14 protein-coding genes are annotated in these 15,345 nt (G+C 60.8%); 9 read left to right on the top strand and 5 right to left on the bottom strand.

The window, feature by feature from the left end:
* Nucleotides 1–219 precede the first annotated feature (219 nt).
* Nucleotides 220–1,515, bottom strand: a complete 1,296-nt coding sequence (gbcA, locus tag HRH33_RS24835) for a glycine-betaine demethylase subunit GbcA (RefSeq protein ID WP_034101156.1) — start codon at nt 1,513–1,515, stop codon at nt 220–222.
* 281 nt (nt 1,516–1,796) lie between these two features.
* On the opposite strand from gbcA, the gene gbcB reads away from it, so the two are divergent.
* Entirely contained in the window at nt 1,797–2,897 is a 1,101-nt protein-coding gene (gene gbcB, locus HRH33_RS24830; protein ID WP_034139598.1) for a glycine-betaine demethylase subunit GbcB, read from the top strand.
* A 98-nt stretch (nt 2,898–2,995) separates the two neighbouring features.
* Here the strand turns inward: gbcB and HRH33_RS24825 are convergent, their stop codons facing one another.
* The 3 genes from HRH33_RS24825 to HRH33_RS24815 all read right to left on the bottom strand — a co-directional run bounded on the left by HRH33_RS24825 (nt 2,996) and on the right by HRH33_RS24815 (nt 4,939).
* Nucleotides 2,996–3,187, bottom strand: coding sequence for a hypothetical protein (locus HRH33_RS24825; protein WP_167417652.1), 192 nt, complete (start codon nt 3,185–3,187; stop codon nt 2,996–2,998).
* 326 nt (nt 3,188–3,513) lie between these two features.
* Nucleotides 3,514–3,714: a hypothetical protein gene (locus tag HRH33_RS24820; protein WP_034139597.1), complete on the bottom strand. Its 201-nt coding sequence runs from the start codon at nt 3,712–3,714 to the stop codon at nt 3,514–3,516.
* A 184-nt stretch (nt 3,715–3,898) separates the two neighbouring features.
* Nucleotides 3,899–4,939, bottom strand: a complete 1,041-nt coding sequence (locus tag HRH33_RS24815; protein WP_034115309.1) for a threonine aldolase family protein — start codon at nt 4,937–4,939, stop codon at nt 3,899–3,901.
* 90 nt (nt 4,940–5,029) lie between these two features.
* Between HRH33_RS24815 and HRH33_RS24810 the strand changes: the two genes are divergently transcribed.
* From HRH33_RS24810 to fdhA, 8 genes are all read left to right on the top strand, one after another.
* The gene (locus HRH33_RS24810; RefSeq protein ID WP_094064245.1) at nt 5,030–5,758 is read left to right on the top strand and encodes a TraX family protein; all 729 of its coding nucleotides are present in this window, start codon (nt 5,030–5,032) and stop codon (nt 5,756–5,758) included.
* 153 nt (nt 5,759–5,911) lie between these two features.
* Nucleotides 5,912–7,165: a serine hydroxymethyltransferase gene (glyA, locus tag HRH33_RS24805; protein ID WP_034101149.1), complete on the top strand. Its 1,254-nt coding sequence runs from the start codon at nt 5,912–5,914 to the stop codon at nt 7,163–7,165.
* A gap of 22 nt (nt 7,166–7,187) precedes the next feature.
* Nucleotides 7,188–8,438 carry a sarcosine oxidase subunit beta gene (locus HRH33_RS24800; RefSeq protein ID WP_010207084.1) on the top strand — a complete coding sequence of 417 codons (1,251 nt, stop codon included), beginning with the start codon at nt 7,188–7,190 and terminating at the stop codon, nt 8,436–8,438.
* 15 nt (nt 8,439–8,453) lie between these two features.
* A complete protein-coding gene (locus tag HRH33_RS24795; RefSeq protein ID WP_003194855.1) occupies nt 8,454–8,756 on the top strand; it encodes a sarcosine oxidase subunit delta in 303 nt (100 codons plus the stop codon).
* On the top strand, nt 8,753–11,770 hold the full coding sequence (locus tag HRH33_RS24790) for a sarcosine oxidase subunit alpha (RefSeq protein WP_034101146.1): 3,018 nt from the start codon (nt 8,753–8,755) through the stop codon (nt 11,768–11,770). Before HRH33_RS24795 ends, HRH33_RS24790 begins: the two co-directional genes overlap by 4 nt.
* Nucleotides 11,771–11,893: 123 nt before the next feature.
* A complete protein-coding gene (locus tag HRH33_RS24785) occupies nt 11,894–12,526 on the top strand; it encodes a sarcosine oxidase subunit gamma (protein ID WP_024077781.1) in 633 nt (210 codons plus the stop codon).
* A 10-nt stretch (nt 12,527–12,536) separates the two neighbouring features.
* Nucleotides 12,537–13,394, top strand: a complete 858-nt coding sequence (gene purU, locus HRH33_RS24780; protein ID WP_167417651.1) for a formyltetrahydrofolate deformylase — start codon at nt 12,537–12,539, stop codon at nt 13,392–13,394.
* Nucleotides 13,395–13,515: 121 nt separating this feature from the next.
* Nucleotides 13,516–14,715, top strand: coding sequence for a formaldehyde dehydrogenase, glutathione-independent (fdhA, locus tag HRH33_RS24775; RefSeq protein ID WP_017530750.1), 1,200 nt, complete (start codon nt 13,516–13,518; stop codon nt 14,713–14,715).
* A gap of 134 nt (nt 14,716–14,849) precedes the next feature.
* Here the strand turns inward: fdhA and HRH33_RS24770 are convergent, their stop codons facing one another.
* A complete protein-coding gene (locus HRH33_RS24770) occupies nt 14,850–15,308 on the bottom strand; it encodes an anti-sigma factor (protein ID WP_034139593.1) in 459 nt (152 codons plus the stop codon).
* Nucleotides 15,309–15,345: the final 37 nt, after the last annotated feature.

The raw sequence follows: 15,345 nt of genomic DNA, 5'->3' as shown, positions 1-15,345 counted from the left end.
GTAACTTGAATAAGTCACGGATTTTCTTCACTTATTTTCGGGTAGTTGGCGCAGTTGCCCACAATTGCTGTGGGTGGCTTTGTGGATAAGTTGTTGGGCAAAGGCTGGAGGGCAGGCGGGCAGGGGGCTGGGAGGGAACTGATCAAATAGTAAGCAGTGCGAGGTTCGATTGTGGGAGGGGGCCAGGCCCCTTCCCACAGTTCCAACGATTAGGAGCGTTTATTCGTGTGCCGCCACGCCTTTGAGGTAAGGCGCCGGTGCCGCGCCGAGGTTGCTCAGCATGCGCTCGCTGTACCAGTCCACGAAGTTCACCACGCCGAACTCATAAGTCTTGGAGTACGGGCCCGGTTGATAGGCCGTGGAGTTGATGCCGCGCTGGTTCTCTTCGGCCAGGCGACGGTCCTGGTCGTTGGTGGCGTCCCAGACCTGGCGCATGCGCTCCACGTCATAGTCCACGCCTTCGACCGCGTCCTTGTGTACCAGCCACTTGGTAGTGACCATGGTTTCCTGCGCGCTGATCGGCCACACCGTGAACACAATGATGTGGTCGCCCATGCAGTGGTTCCACGAGTGTGGCAGGTGCAGGATGCGCATCGAGCCCAGGTCCGGGTTCTTGATGCGGCCCATCAGCTTGGCGCAGCCCTGTTTGCCATCGAGGGTCATCGACACGGTGCCCTTGAGCAGCGGCATCCGCACGATGCGGTTACGCAGGCCGAAGCTGGCGTGGGCGTACGGGATCTTCTCGGCGTCCCAGGCAGCGGCCGAGGCGGCGACGTGGTCCTTGAATGCCTGGTCGGCGCGTGGGTCGGTGACGTCGTCCCATTCCAGCAGGGTTTTGAGCAGCTCCGGGTGCGAACCGCCGCAGTGGTAGCACTCGCGGTTGTTCTCCAGCACCAGTTTCCAGTTGGCCTTTTCCATCAAGGTGGTTTGCACCGCCACCTTGGTGTTCTCCATGTCGTAGGGTTCCATGTAGTGGTTCAGGGTCGACAGGAAGTCATCGATGGCCGGCGGGTTTTCGGCCAGGCTGATGAAGATATAGCCGCCGGCGGTCTTCACGTTGACCGGCTTGAGGCCGTATTGATTCATGTCGAAGTCGGCGCCCATCTCGGTGCCGGCGAACAGCAGGCGGCCGTCCAGTTCGTAGGTCCACTGGTGATAATGGCAGACCAGTTTGGCCACCTTGCCCTTGTCGCTGGTGCACAGGCGCGAGCCACGGTGACGGCACACGTTATGGAACGCATGCACCACGCCCTCGGCGCCACGGATCACGATGATCGGGTTCTTGCCCACTTGCAGGGTCAGGTAGTTGCCCTTGGTCGGAATCTCGCAGGTCATGCCGGCGATCAACCACTCTTTCTGGAAGATCTCCTGCATGTCGATATCGAACAAACGCTCATCGCAGTAGAACGGCTGCGGCAGCGAAAAAGTGCGCTCGCGCTCTTGCAGCATTTGCGCGGTGGCCTTGCGTGCGGGTTCCAGCGGATCGCCCAAGCTTAAGGTTGCGGTGACGTCCATCGTGTAGGTCCTCATGGCCATTCTGTGTGGCCGGCGAATAGTGGCTGATCAGGTGTGCAGCAAGGCGTAAAGAAAGCGTCGTTGTTGGGAGCGAGTGTGGGGCTGCTGATGCGGCGAACCTTATCCATGAGCGACATGGCCCACTCTGATCCCGACGCGCAAGCCCCGTGGTATGGGGGCTGGTCGCGATAAGTATGTGAATGTCGCAGATAGGTAAGTGGGCGGTTCTCGCGTTACGCAGAATCGCCACCATAAGGCCGACCTCGGCGGTGGAGAACAACATGTCCAATAATTTCCTGAATCCGGTAACCACCCAGACCTGGGCCAATGGTCGGCACATCGTCCGTTGCGTCAAAGTCATCCAGGAAACCTGGGATGTGCGCACCTTTTGCTTTATGGCCGACCAGCCGATCCTGTTCTTTTTCAAACCAGGGCAATTCGTGACCCTGGAGCTGGAAATCGACGGGCAGCCGATCATGCGCTCCTACACCATTTCCAGCTCGCCATCGGTGCCATACAGCTTCTCGGTGACCATCAAGCGCGTGCCTGGCGGCAAGGTGTCCAACTGGCTGCACGACACTTTGCATGAAGGCCAGGAGTTGGCGGTGCACGGACCGGTGGGGCTGTTCAACGCCATCGACTTCCCCAGTCCGAAAGTGCTGTACCTCAGCGGCGGCGTGGGGATTACGCCGGTGATGTCGATGGCGCGCTGGTTCTACGACACCAATGCCAATGTCGACATGACCTTTGTCCACAGCGCCCGCTCGCCCAAAGACATCATCTACCACCGCGAGCTGGAGCACATGGCGTCGCGGATCGATAACTTCAGCCTGCACCTGATCTGCGAAAAGCACGGCCTGGGCGAACCATGGGCCGGTTACCGGGGTTACCTGAACCACAAGATGCTCGAACTGATGGTGCCCGACTTCCTGGAGCGCGAAGTGTTCTGCTGCGGCCCAACGCCCTACATGACCGCCGTGAAGCGCCTGCTGGAAGCCGCCGGTTTCGACATGACGCGCTACCACGAGGAATCCTTCGGCGCCACGCCACCCGAAGCCCGCGCCGATGCGGTGGAGCAAGCCGAACAAGCCGCCGACGCGCCGGAAGTCGACCTGGCGGACCTGCACCAGGTGGAGTTCATTACCTCGGGCAAGAGCATCCGCGTGGCGCCGGGCGAAACCGTACACGCCGCCGCCGCCAAGCTTGGCCTGATGATCCCCAAAGCCTGCGGCATGGGCATCTGCGGCACGTGCAAGGTGCTGAAGCTGGGTGGGGAAGTGGAGATGGAGCACAACGGTGGGATCACCGAGGATGATGAAGCCGAAGGCTATATCCTTTCGTGCTGCAGTGTGCCGAAGGGGGATGTACGGATTGAGTTCTGAAACACGCCGATAACCGCCAGTGTTGGGTGAGTTTTGATTGGGTCACTAATAGCGCAGGGTGAACAAGAGGCACCCTGTGCTATTAGCGTTTTTATTACTTAAGGTTGATGAGGGTCTGCCGTAAAAGACTTAATGAACTCGCCATTTGAATTGAACGTGTATTTCACGTTTTTTGCGTGAGCAGTTCGGCCATCTATTTCAATGATATCGTTTTCCCTTACGGCCAGAATAAGTTTTTCTTCGGTTGTTTTGACTGAATACGGAATAGGAGCCGCTTTTTGAGTTGTCATGATTAAAATTCCTTCAATTGGTTTGGGTGGGTGTTCATTGAAGTGCGCGCACCGTAAGAATTAACAATCTCTGTGGATTGGTAAACTGTGAATAGTGACAGCTTGTTTTTTGTTTTGGTTTTTGTTATGGGGTGCGGTGGGTTAGGGTAACTGCTTGTCCCAACTACTACTTAATATTGCGTCAGTAATTTAATTGCAGTTGCGACAGAGTTTATATGTCGAGTTGTTATACCGTACGGCGATATCGAAAAGCCGGCGAGGAGGGAGGCATCTGCTAGCTCTGCGTCGCAGTGCTGGCCTGCGACGCGAGTCTCAAGTGTTAACGATCACTGGGCATAGATATGCACCACGAAGTGCTGGCCTGACGCTGTCAATTCATAGACTTTGTCATAGATCCGCAGCGTCCTCGACGGCTCGCGGATGGTGTCGCCGACCTGGGCGGTTTTTCTGAACTCGTCCCAGTCGATAACGGTGGTGGTGACAGTGCCGTCGCTTTTCAGGGTATTGCCGGTGCTTTGATATTCCATGATTCAAACCTCTTCTGGATTTCCGTTTCCAGCCGATTGTTCGGCGGATGGTAATACCCGCGAGGGTAGCCGCTGCAGCGGCGATTTCCTTGCGGGTTCCAAGAGGCTAGTCAATGAAAACTCGCTGTGTTGCTGTCGGAAATAACCAATAACAGTCTCGGCACAGCGCCACTATTCGCCCGTCTCAGGCGTTCATCACTTCGCGGATATCCGCAGCCAGTTCCCTTACGCGTTCTTCTTCGGTATCCCACGCGCACATGAAGCGCGCCCCACCTTTGCCGATAAAGGTGTAGAAGCGCCAGCCCTTGGCTGTCAGCGCGGCGATGGCCGGTTCCGACAGTTGCAGGAACACGCCGTTGGCCTGCACCGGGAACATCAGCTCCACGCCGGGAATATCCGCGACCAGGCTGCTCAGCAACTGCGCGCAGTGGTTGGCGTGGCGGGCGTGCTTGAGCCAGGCGTCGTTTTCCAGCAGGCCCACCCAAGGCGCGGAGAGGAAGCGCATCTTCGAGGCCAGTTGGCCGGCCTGTTTGCAGCGATAGTCGAAGTCTTCGGCCAGCTTGTGGTTGAAGAACAGGATCGCCTCGCCCACGGCCATGCCGTTTTTGGTGCCGCCAAAGCACAGCACGTCCACCCCGGCTTTCCAGGTCAGGTCGGCCGGCGAGCAGCCAAGGAACGCACAGGCGTTGGAGAAGCGCGCGCCGTCCATGTGCAGGTTCAGGCCCAGCTCTTTGCAGGTGGCGCTGATGGCGCGGATTTCCTCGGGGGTGTACACGCTACCGACTTCGGTGGCTTGGGTCAGGGTAACTACGCGGGGTTTGGGGTAGTGGATGTCCTGGCGCTTGAGGGCGATCTCGCGGATCGACTCCGGCGTCAGTTTGCCGTTTTCGGTGCGGGCGGTGAGCAGCTTGGAGCCGTTGGAGAAAAACTCCGGCGCGCCGCATTCGTCGGTTTCGACGTGGGCGGTTTCCGAGCAAATCACGCTATGGTAGCTCTGGCACAAAGACGACAGCGCCAGGGAGTTGGCCGCGGTGCCGTTGAAGGCGAAGAACACTTCGCAGTCGGTTTCGAACAGGTTGCGGAAACCGTCGGCGGCGCGGTGGGTCCATTCATCGTCGCCGTAGGCGCGCTGATGGCCGTGGTTGGCTTGTTCCATGGCGGCCCAGGCTTCCGGGCAGATGCCCGAATAGTTGTCACTGGCGAATTGTTGGCTCTTGTCGGTCATGGCCCGTTCCTGTGGTCGATATTGGTGCGCACTGTAACCAAGATTGTTGGGCGTGCGCACGCACTGTAAATGCAAAGTCACTGGGGAATTATGCACAGCGCTCACACCTTGCCTGTCGGACCCATCCGAGACGGCGCTCTGGACCTGCTCAAGTGGCTGGCGCTGCTCAGTATGGTGTTGGATCACCTGCGTTATGTCGGTTTGAGCCTGGACGGCCTGTACGTGCCGGGTCGGCTGGCGTTCCCGTGGTTTTGCCTGGCGATTGCGGCGAACCTGCACCGGGTTCGCAACGCCCCGGTAACCGGTCAATGGCGCTACCTGGGCTGGTTGCTGCTGTTCAGCGTGATCAGCGAAGTGCCGTATCGCTTGTTTATCGAGGATGCCGATACGTTGAACGTGTTGCCGACCCTCGCGCTGGGCCTGCTGGTTGCCCGAGGATGGCAGCAGAAGACGTTTATTGATCGAGGATTGGCGTTGATCGCGGTCACGATAGCGGCGGTATTTTCAGCGCACTTAATGTTCGGTTTGTTGGGTGTATTGCTGCCGCTGGCGATGTTGCTGGTATTTCGCCGGCCTTGGTATTTCAGTGTGTTGCCAGGGTTGGTCTGCGTGGCCGCCAATCAATGGCAGATCCTGCTCAATAGCGGCACGCCGGTGGCGCTGTTGGGGCTGGTCGCGTGCCTGATTGCGCCATGGGCGGGGTTGGTCTTATTGCGACATGCCCACAGCACCTCGCCGCCAGCAATGCGCCGCTGGGCCTACGCCCTGTATCCCACGCACTTCCTCCTGCTGCTACTCCTGCGCCACATCATTGCCTAACCCCTCCCACATTTATTTGGTGTTGATTCGGTAATGTCGTAAACGCACCTTTGCGTGGCGTGCGCAGGCATTTGACCTGTCTACGCCAGCCCTACCATCGCATCAAAGGGCCCTGCGAGGGCCTTAACAATACGAAAGGCTGGGAGAGACGCGATGTTCAGCAAACAAGACCAGATTCAGGGATATGACGACGCACTGCTGGCGGCGATGAATGCCGAGGAGCAGCGCCAGGAAGATCATATCGAGCTGATCGCGTCAGAGAACTACACCAGCAAGCGGGTGATGGAAGCCCAAGGCAGCGGCCTCACCAACAAATACGCCGAAGGCTACCCAGGCAAGCGCTACTACGGTGGCTGCGAGCATGTGGATAAAGTCGAGGCCCTGGCCATCGAGCGCGCCAAGCAACTGTTCGGTGCCGATTACGCCAACGTGCAGCCGCACTCCGGTTCGTCCGCCAACAGCGCGGTGTACCTGGCGCTGATCAATGCCGGCGACACCATCCTCGGCATGAGCCTGGCCCACGGCGGTCACCTGACCCACGGCGCCAAAGTGTCGTCCTCGGGCAAGCTGTACAACGCGGTGCAATACGGCATCAACACCGACACCGGCCTGATCGACTACGACGAAGTCGAGCGCCTGGCGGTGGAGCACAAGCCGAAGATGGTGGTGGCCGGTTTCTCCGCCTACTCCAAGACTCTGGATTTCCCTCGTTTCCGTCAGATCGCCGACAAGGTGGGCGCGCTGCTGTTCGTCGATATGGCCCACGTCGCCGGCCTGGTTGCCGCCGGTCTGTACCCGAACCCGCTGCCTTACGCCGATGTGGTCACCACCACTACCCACAAAACCCTGCGCGGTCCGCGTGGCGGTTTGATCCTGGCTAAGGCCAACGAAGAGATCGAGAAGAAGCTCAACGCCGCCGTGTTCCCTGGCGCCCAGGGCGGCCCGCTGATGCATGTGATCGCCGGCAAAGCGGTGTGCTTCAAGGAAGCGCTGGAGCCGGGTTTCAAGGCTTACCAACAGCAAGTGATCGACAACGCCCAGGCCATGGCCAGCGTGTTTATCAAACGCGGCTACGATGTAGTGTCCGGCGGTACCGATAACCACCTGTTCCTGGTCAGCCTGATCCGTCAGGGCCTGACCGGCAAAGAGGCGGATGCCGCCCTCGGTCGCGCCCATATCACCGTCAACAAGAACGCCGTGCCGAATGACCCGCAGTCGCCGTTCGTGACCTCGGGCCTGCGCATCGGCACCCCGGCGGTGACCACGCGTGGTTTCAAAGTGCCGCAGTGCATCGAGTTGGCTGGCTGGATCTGCGACATCCTCGACAACCTCGGCGACGCCGATGTCGAGGCCAACGTGGCCAAGCACGTGTCTGCCCTGTGCGCTGATTTCCCGGTTTATCGCTGAGCGCGGTATTGGAGTAATGACTATGCAACGCTACTCGGGCTTCGGCCTCTTCAAGCACTCACTCAGCCATCACGAAAACTGGCAGAAGATGTGGCGCACGCCGACCCCTAAAAAGGTGTACGACGTGGTCATCGTCGGCGGCGGCGGGCATGGTCTGGCGACCGCTTACTACCTGGCCAAGGAACACGGCATCACCAATGTGGCCGTGGTCGAGAAAGGTTGGCTGGGCGGCGGTAACACCGCGCGCAACACCACCATCGTGCGTTCCAACTACCTGTGGGACGAGTCGGCGCACCTGTACGAACACGCGATGAAACTGTGGGAAGGCCTGTCCCAGGACCTGAACTACAACGTGATGTTCTCCCAGCGTGGCGTCTATAACCTGTGCCACACCCTGCAGGACATCCGTGACTCAGAGCGCCGCGTCAGCGCCAACCGCCTCAATGGCGTGGATGGCGAACTGCTGAATGCCAAGCAAGTAGCCGACGAGATTCCGTACCTGGACTGCTCGAAAAACACCCGCTACCCGGTGCTCGGCGCCACCGTGCAACGGCGTGGCGGCGTGGCCCGTCACGATGCCGTGGCCTGGGGCTTCGCCCGCGCCGCCGATGCCCTCGGTGTGGACTTGATCCAGCAAACCGAGGTGATCGGCTTCCGCAAGGAAAACGGCGTGTGCATCGGTGTGGAAACCAACAAGGGCTTTATCGGCGCCAAGCGCGTTGGTGTGGTCACTGCCGGTAACTCCGGTCACATGGCTTCGCTCGCCGGTTTCCGCCTGCCAATCGAATCCCACCCGCTGCAAGCGCTGGTGTCGGAGCCGATCAAGCCAATTATCGACAGCGTGATCATGTCCAACGCCGTACACGGTTACATCAGCCAGTCCGACAAGGGCGACCTGGTGATCGGTGCCGGTATCGACGGTTACAACGGCTACGGCCAGCGCGGTTCGTACCCGGTGATCGAGCACACCATCCAGGCCATCGTCGAGATGTTCCCAGTGCTGTCGCGCGTACGCATGAACCGCCAGTGGGGCGGCATCGTCGACACCACCCCGGATGCGTGCCCGATCATCTCCAAGACCCCGGTGCCAAACATGTTCTTCAACTGCGGTTGGGGCACCGGTGGCTTCAAGGCCACGCCGGGCTCAGGCAACGTGTTTGCCGCCAGCCTCGCCAAGGGTGAAATGCACCCATTGGCGGCACCTTTTTCCATCGACCGTTTCCACAACGGTGCGTTGATCGACGAACACGGCGCTGCCGCCGTCGCCCACTAACAGGAGAAATTCCCTATGTTGCATATCTTCTGTCCTCACTGTGGCGAACTGCGCTCCGAAGAGGAATTCCACGCGTCCGGCCAAGCGCACATCCCGCGCCCGCTAGACCCGAACGCCTGCACCGACGAGCAGTGGGGCGACTACATGTTCTTCCGCGACAACCCCCGTGGCCTGCACCACGAGTTGTGGATTCACGCCGCCGGGTGCCGCCAGTATTTCAACGCGACCCGCGACACCGTGACCTACGAAATTCTTGAAACCTACAAGATTGGCGAGAAGCCGCAATTCACCGCCAAGGCTTCTGGAGAGAAGGTATGAGCCAGATCAATCGCCTGTCCAACGGTGGCCGGATCGACCGTAACAAGGTCCTGACCTTCAGCTTCAACGGCCAGACCTACAAAGGCTTCGAAGGCGACACCCTGGCCGCCGCGTTGCTGGCCAACGGCGTCGATATCATTGGCCGCAGCTTCAAGTACTCGCGCCCTCGCGGCATCTTTGCCGCCGGTGCCGAAGAGCCGAACGCAGTGCTGCAGATCGGCGCGACCGAAGCCACCCAGATTCCTAACGTACGCGCCACACAACAGGCGCTGTATCAAGGTTTGGTCGCCACCAGCACCAACGGCTGGCCGAGCGTCAACAACGACATGATGGGCATTCTCGGCAAGGTCGGCGGCAAGCTGATGCCGCCGGGTTTCTACTACAAAACCTTCATGTACCCGCAATCGTTCTGGATGACCTACGAGAAGTACATCCGCAAGGCCGCCGGCCTGGGCCGCTCGCCGACCGAGAACGATCCGGACACCTACGACAACTTCAACCGTCACTGTGACGTGCTGGTGGTGGGCGCAGGCCCTGCCGGGCTGGCGGCGGCGCTGGCGGCTGCGCGTAGCGGCGCCCGCGTGATCCTCGCCGATGAGCAGGAAGAGTTCGGTGGTTCGTTGCTCGACTCCCGCGAAAGCCTGGACGGCAAGCCCGCCAGCGAGTGGGTCGCCAGTGTGATCGCCGAATTGAAAAGCCTGCCGGACGTGGTGCTGCTGCCCCGCGCCACGGTCAACGGCTACCACGACCATAACTTCCTGACCATTCACGAGCGCCTCACCGATCACCTCGGCGACCGTGCGCCGATCGGCGTGGTGCGCCAGCGCATTCACCGTGTGCGTGCCAAACGCGTGGTGTTGGCCACCGGCGCGTGCGAGCGTCCGCTGGTGTACGGCAACAACGACGTGCCGGGCAACATGCTCGCCGGTGCGGTCTCCACATACGTGCGCCGTTACGGCGTGGCACCGGGTAAAAAATTGGTGCTGTCGACCAACAACGATCACGCCTACCGCGTGGCCTTGGACTGGTTCGACGCCGGCCTGGCCGTGGTGGCCGTCGCCGATGTGCGCCACAACCCACGCGGTGCGCTGGTGGAAGAAGCTCGCGCCAAAGGTATCCGCATCCTCACCGGCAGCGCCGTGGTCGAAGCCCGTGGCACCAAGCGCGTGACCGCTGCGCGTGTCGCCGCGATTGACGTCAAGGCGCATAAAGTCACCAGCCCCGGCGAGTGGCTGGACTGCGACCTGGTGGCCAGCTCCGGCGGCTACAGCCCGGTGGTTCACCTGGCTTCGCACCTGGGCGGCAAGCCGATCTGGCGTGAAGACATTCTTGGTTTCGTCCCTGGCGAAGCGCCGCAGAAACGCGTGTGCGTCGGTGGTATCAACGGCGTCTACGGCCTCGGCGATTCCCTGGCCGATGGTTTCGAAGGGGGCGTGCGCGCCGCCAGCGAAGCCGGTTTCGCGCCGGTGGAAGGCACTCTGCCAAAGGCCCTGAGCCGTCTGGAAGAACCTACCCTGGCGATCTACCAGGTGCCGCACGACAAAGCGACCGCACGGGCGCCGAAGCAATTCGTCGACCTGCAGAACGACGTTACCGCTGCCGCCATCGAACTGGCCACCCGCGAAGGCTTCGAGTCGGTCGAGCACGTCAAGCGCTACACCGCGCTGGGCTTCGGCACCGACCAGGGCAAGTTGGGCAACGTTAACGGCCTGGCTATCGCTGCGCGCTCGCTGAACGTGACCATCCCGCAGATGGGCACCACCATGTTCCGCCCCAACTACACGCCCGTCACCTTCGGCGCCGTAGCGGGCCGGCACTGTGGGCATATCTTCGAACCCGTGCGCTACACCGCGCTGCACGCGTGGCACGTCAAGAATGGCGCCGAGTTCGAAGACGTCGGCCAGTGGAAACGTCCTTGGTACTTCCCGCGCAACGGTGAAGACCTGCACGCCGCGGTGAAACGCGAATGCCTGGCCGTGCGCGACAGCGTCGGCCTGTTGGATGCGTCCACCCTCGGCAAGATCGACATCCAGGGCCCGGACGCCCGTGAGTTCCTCAACCGCATCTACACCAACGCCTGGACCAAGCTCGACGTGGGCAAGGCGCGCTACGGCCTGATGTGCAAGGAAGACGGCATGGTCTTCGACGACGGCGTGACCGCGTGCCTGGCCGACAACCACTTCCTGATGACCACCACCACCGGCGGCGCCGCCCGCGTGCTGCAGTGGCTGGAAATCTATCAGCAAACCGAATGGCCGGACCTCAAGGTGTACTTCACCTCGGTCACCGACCACTGGGCAACCATGACCCTGTCCGGCCCCAACAGCCGCAAGCTGCTGGCGGAAGTCACCGACATCGACCTGGACAAGGACGGCTTCCCGTTCATGACCTGGAAAGAAGGTTTGGTGGGCGGTGTGCCGGCGCGGGTGTTCCGCATTTCGTTTACCGGTGAGCTGTCGTACGAAGTCAACGTGCAGGCCGACTACGCCATGGGCGTGCTGGAACAGATTGTCGCCGCCGGCAAGAAGTACAACCTGACTCCGTACGGCACCGAAACCATGCACGTACTGCGGGCCGAGAAGGGCTTCATCATCGTCGGCCAGGATACCGACGGCTCGATGACCCCGGACGACCTCAACATGGGCTGGTGCGTTGGCCGTACCAAACCGTTCTCGTGGATCGGCTGGCGCGGCATGAACCGTGAAGACTGCGTGCGCGAAGAGCGCAAGCAACTGGTGGGCCTCAAGCCGATTGATCCTAAGGTGTGGCTGCCGGAGGGCGCGCAACTGGTGCTCGATCCGAAGCAGTCGATCCCGATGAAGATGGTTGGTCACGTCACCTCCAGCTACGCGCACAACTCCCTGGGCTATTCGTTTGCCATGGGCGTGGTGAAAGGCGGCTTGAAGCGCATCGGCGAACGGGTGTTCTCGCCCCAGGCCGATGGCAGCGTGATCGAGGCTGAGATTGTGTCTTCGGTGTTCTTCGACCCGAAAGGTGATCGCCAGAACATTTGATAGACCGAGGCGCGGCCATCGGGAGCAAGCCCCCTCCCACATTTGGAATGCATTCCCCTGTGGGAGGGGGCTTGCTCCCGATGACGCCAGTAGCCACACAACAGAATTCAGAACAGGTGCTTTATGACAGCAGCCAATGTGTACCAACAACGCCCCACTACCGGTGCCAAGGCCGAGTCGTCGCTGCACCATGCCGACCTCGCCAGCCTGGTCGGTAAGGGCCGCAAGAACGCCGGTGTGACCGTGCGCGAAAAGAAACTGCTCGGCCACCTGACCATTCGTGGCGATGGCCACGATGCCGCGTTCGCCGCCGGCGTGCATAAGGCCCTGGGCATCGAATTGCCTGGCGCCCTGCAAGTTATTGTCAAAGGCGAAACCAGCCTGCAATGGCTCGGCCCGGATGAGTGGCTGTTGGTGGTGCCGAGCGGTGAGGAATTCGCCGCAGAGCAGAACCTGCGTGCCGCGCTGGGCGACCTGCATATTCAGGTGGTCAACGTCAGCGGCGGCCAGCAGATCCTCGAACTCAGCGGCCCGAACGTGCGCGATGTGCTGATGAAATCCACCAGCTACGACGTGCACCCCAATAATTTCCCAGTGGGCAAAGCGGTAGGCACGGTGTTCGCCAAGTCGCAACTGGTGATCCGCCATACCGCCGAAGACACCTGGGAGCTGGTGATCCGTCGCAGCTTCTCGGATTACTGGTGGCTGTGGTTGCAGGATGCCTCGGCGGAATTCGGCCTGAGTGTCCAAGCCTGAGGAATAACCCATGAGCCGCGCACCCGATACATGGATTTTGACCGCCGACTGCCCCAGCGTGCTCGGCACGGTGGACGCGGTCACCCGCTACCTGTTCGAGCAGGGCTGCTACGTCACCGAGCACCATTCGTTCGATGACCGCCTCTCGGGCCGGTTTTTCATTCGCGTGGAATTCCGCCAGCCCGACGGGTTCGACGAGCAAGCCTTTCGCGATGGGCTGGCTGCGCGGGGCGAAGCGTTTGGCATGATCTTCGAGCTGACGGCACCGAACTACCGGCCAAAGGTAGTGATCATGGTGTCCAAGGCCGATCACTGCTTGAACGATCTGCTGTACCGCCAGCGTATCGGCCAATTGTCGATGGACGTGGTGGCGGTGGTGTCAAACCACCCCGATCTCAAGCCATTGGCCGACTGGCATCAGATTCCCTACTACCATTTCCCCCTCGACCCCAACGACAAACCGTCCCAGGAGCGTCAGGTGTGGCAAGTGGTGGAAGACACCGGTGCCGAACTGGTGATTCTTGCGCGCTATATGCAAGTGCTGTCGCCGGAGCTGTGCCGCAAGCTCGATGGCAAGGCCATCAACATTCACCACTCATTGCTGCCGGGGTTCAAGGGCGCCAAGCCGTATCACCAGGCGTACAACAAGGGCGTGAAACTGGTGGGCGCCACTGCGCATTACATCAACAACGACCTGGACGAAGGCCCGATCATCGCCCAGGGCGTGGAGGTGGTGGATCACAGCCACTATCCCGAGGATTTGATTGCCAAGGGCCGCGATATCGAAGGGCTGACACTGGCCCGGGCGGTTGGGTATCACATCGAAAAACGTGTGTTCTTGAACGCTAACAGGACGGTCGTTCTTTAGTGGCAAGTTGCAAGCTTCAAGCCGCAGGAAAAAGCGGCACTGCACACTTCTTGCGGCTGGTAGCTTGCCGCTTGAAGCTCGCTCCACTCTCTCAACAACGATAAATATAGAGGTGACTGACATGTCTGGTAATCGTGGTGTCGTGTATCTCGGCAACGGCAAGGTCGAAGTACAGAAAATCGACTATCCCAAAATGCAGGACCCCCGTGGCAGGAAGATCGAGCACGGCGTCATCCTGCGCGTGGTCTCCACCAATATCTGCGGCTCCGACCAACACATGGTGCGCGGCCGTACCACTGCCCAGACCGGCCTGGTGCTCGGTCACGAAATCACCGGTGAAGTGATCGAGAAGGGCAGCGACGTCGAAAACCTGAAAATCGGCGACTTGGTTTCCGTCCCCTTCAACGTGGCTTGCGGGCGCTGCCGTTCCTGCAAAGAGCAACACACCGGCGTGTGCCTGACCGTCAACCCGGCCCGTGCCGGTGGCGCCTATGGCTACGTCGACATGGGCGACTGGACTGGCGGCCAGGCCGAGTACGTGCTGGTGCCGTACGCCGACTTCAACCTGCTCAAACTGCCGGACCGCGACAAGGCCATGGAGAAAATCCGCGACCTGACCTGCCTCTCCGACATTCTGCCGACGGGCTACCACGGCGCGGTGACGGCCGGCGTTGGCCCAGGCAGCACTGTGTACATCGCTGGTGCCGGCCCGGTTGGCCTGGCCGCTGCTGCGTCGGCGCGTCTGCTGGGTGCGGCAGTGGTGATCGTCGGTGACGTCAACTCCATCCGCCTGGCCCACGCCAAGGCCCAGGGTTTTGAAGTAGTGGACCTGTCCACCGATACGCCGCTGCACGAACAGATCGCCGCGTTGCTGGGCGAGCCGGAAGTGGACTGCGCGGTCGACTGCGTGGGCTTTGAAGCGCGCGGCCATGGCCACGATGGCGTCAAGGCAGAGGCCCCGGCCACCGTACTCAACTCGTTGATGGGCGTAGTGCGCGTAGCGGGCAAGATCGGTATCCCAGGCCTGTACGTCACCGAAGATCCGGGTGCCGTCGACGCCGCCGCGAAAATGGGCAGCCTGAGCATCCGTTTCGGCCTGGGTTGGGCCAAATCCCACAGCTTCCACACCGGCCAGACCCCGGTGATGAAGTACAACCGCCAGCTGATGCAGGCGATCATGTGGGACCGCATCAACATCGCCGAGATCGTCGGCGTGCAGGTGATCAGCCTGGACGACGCACCACGGGGCTACGGCGAGTTCGATGCGGGCGTGCCGAAGAAGTTTGTGATTGATCCGCACAAGTTGTTCAGCGCGGCGTAAAACCCAGGCACAGCAAGAGCCAAATGTGGGAGGGGGCTTGCCCCCGATGGTATTGATTCAGTCAGTAAACAGGTGACTGAATCGACGCCATCGGGGGCGAGCCCCCTCTCACATTGGCTTGTGGTATTGGGATATCAGCGGTTGGCCAGTGCGCCCTGATAGACAGTGGGCCCGGTCGGTTGTTTGCTCACCGAGCCGCCTTTGGTTTCCGAACTCACCATCAACTCCACCGGTTTGCTGATGGACGCTTGCTGGCGTGGGTTCAGGCCGATAATGCCTTTGCCGTCCTCCGGCAACAGGCCCAGGGAGATCGGCGTGCCGTCTTTGGGAATCGCCCACAGTTCCAGGCTCTTGTCCGGCTCTGCGGCGGCGGCGGCGATGGGTTGCACTTCCAGGTAGTCTTTGTGCGCCATGATTTGCGCGGCCGGCTGCTGGGTGGTGGTCACCAGGGTGGCAGCGGATTTGACGCTGTCCTGGGTGTAGATCGCGCCGCCGATACCGGCAACCACCACGACACAGGCACCGATGAACAGGCGAGGGCGGCTCCAGAATGGAGGCTTGTGCTCAATCACTTGGGGTTTGATCGCAGTCATAAGTCTCTTCCTGACAAATTTTGTAGTCAGTTCATGG

This window comes from Pseudomonas rhodesiae (assembly GCF_013285305.1).
In the GTDB taxonomy this organism is placed as follows: domain Bacteria; phylum Pseudomonadota; class Gammaproteobacteria; order Pseudomonadales; family Pseudomonadaceae; genus Aquipseudomonas; species Aquipseudomonas rhodesiae.
Note: the sequence above shows the minus strand (reverse complement) of the source record. Positions and strands in the feature narration are given on the sequence as shown.

What these genes read in the sequence shown, in the direction of transcription:
- gbcA (WP_034101156.1), bottom strand. Translation starts at nt 1,515, where the DNA reads ATGGACGTCACCGCAACCTTAAGCTTGGGCGATCCGCTGGAACCCGCA.
- gbcB (WP_034139598.1), top strand. Translation starts at nt 1,797, where the DNA reads ATGTCCAATAATTTCCTGAATCCGGTAACCACCCAGACCTGGGCCAAT.
- HRH33_RS24825 (WP_167417652.1), bottom strand. Translation starts at nt 3,187, where the DNA reads ATGACAACTCAAAAAGCGGCTCCTATTCCGTATTCAGTCAAAACAACC.
- HRH33_RS24820 (WP_034139597.1), bottom strand. Translation starts at nt 3,714, where the DNA reads ATGGAATATCAAAGCACCGGCAATACCCTGAAAAGCGACGGCACTGTC.
- HRH33_RS24815 (WP_034115309.1), bottom strand. Translation starts at nt 4,939, where the DNA reads ATGACCGACAAGAGCCAACAATTCGCCAGTGACAACTATTCGGGCATC.
- HRH33_RS24810 (WP_094064245.1), top strand. Translation starts at nt 5,030, where the DNA reads ATGCACAGCGCTCACACCTTGCCTGTCGGACCCATCCGAGACGGCGCT.
- glyA (WP_034101149.1), top strand. Translation starts at nt 5,912, where the DNA reads ATGTTCAGCAAACAAGACCAGATTCAGGGATATGACGACGCACTGCTG.
- HRH33_RS24800 (WP_010207084.1), top strand. Translation starts at nt 7,188, where the DNA reads ATGCAACGCTACTCGGGCTTCGGCCTCTTCAAGCACTCACTCAGCCAT.
- HRH33_RS24795 (WP_003194855.1), top strand. Translation starts at nt 8,454, where the DNA reads ATGTTGCATATCTTCTGTCCTCACTGTGGCGAACTGCGCTCCGAAGAG.
- HRH33_RS24790 (WP_034101146.1), top strand. Translation starts at nt 8,753, where the DNA reads ATGAGCCAGATCAATCGCCTGTCCAACGGTGGCCGGATCGACCGTAAC.
- HRH33_RS24785 (WP_024077781.1), top strand. Translation starts at nt 11,894, where the DNA reads ATGACAGCAGCCAATGTGTACCAACAACGCCCCACTACCGGTGCCAAG.
- purU (WP_167417651.1), top strand. Translation starts at nt 12,537, where the DNA reads ATGAGCCGCGCACCCGATACATGGATTTTGACCGCCGACTGCCCCAGC.
- fdhA (WP_017530750.1), top strand. Translation starts at nt 13,516, where the DNA reads ATGTCTGGTAATCGTGGTGTCGTGTATCTCGGCAACGGCAAGGTCGAA.
- HRH33_RS24770 (WP_034139593.1), bottom strand. Translation starts at nt 15,308, where the DNA reads ATGACTGCGATCAAACCCCAAGTGATTGAGCACAAGCCTCCATTCTGG.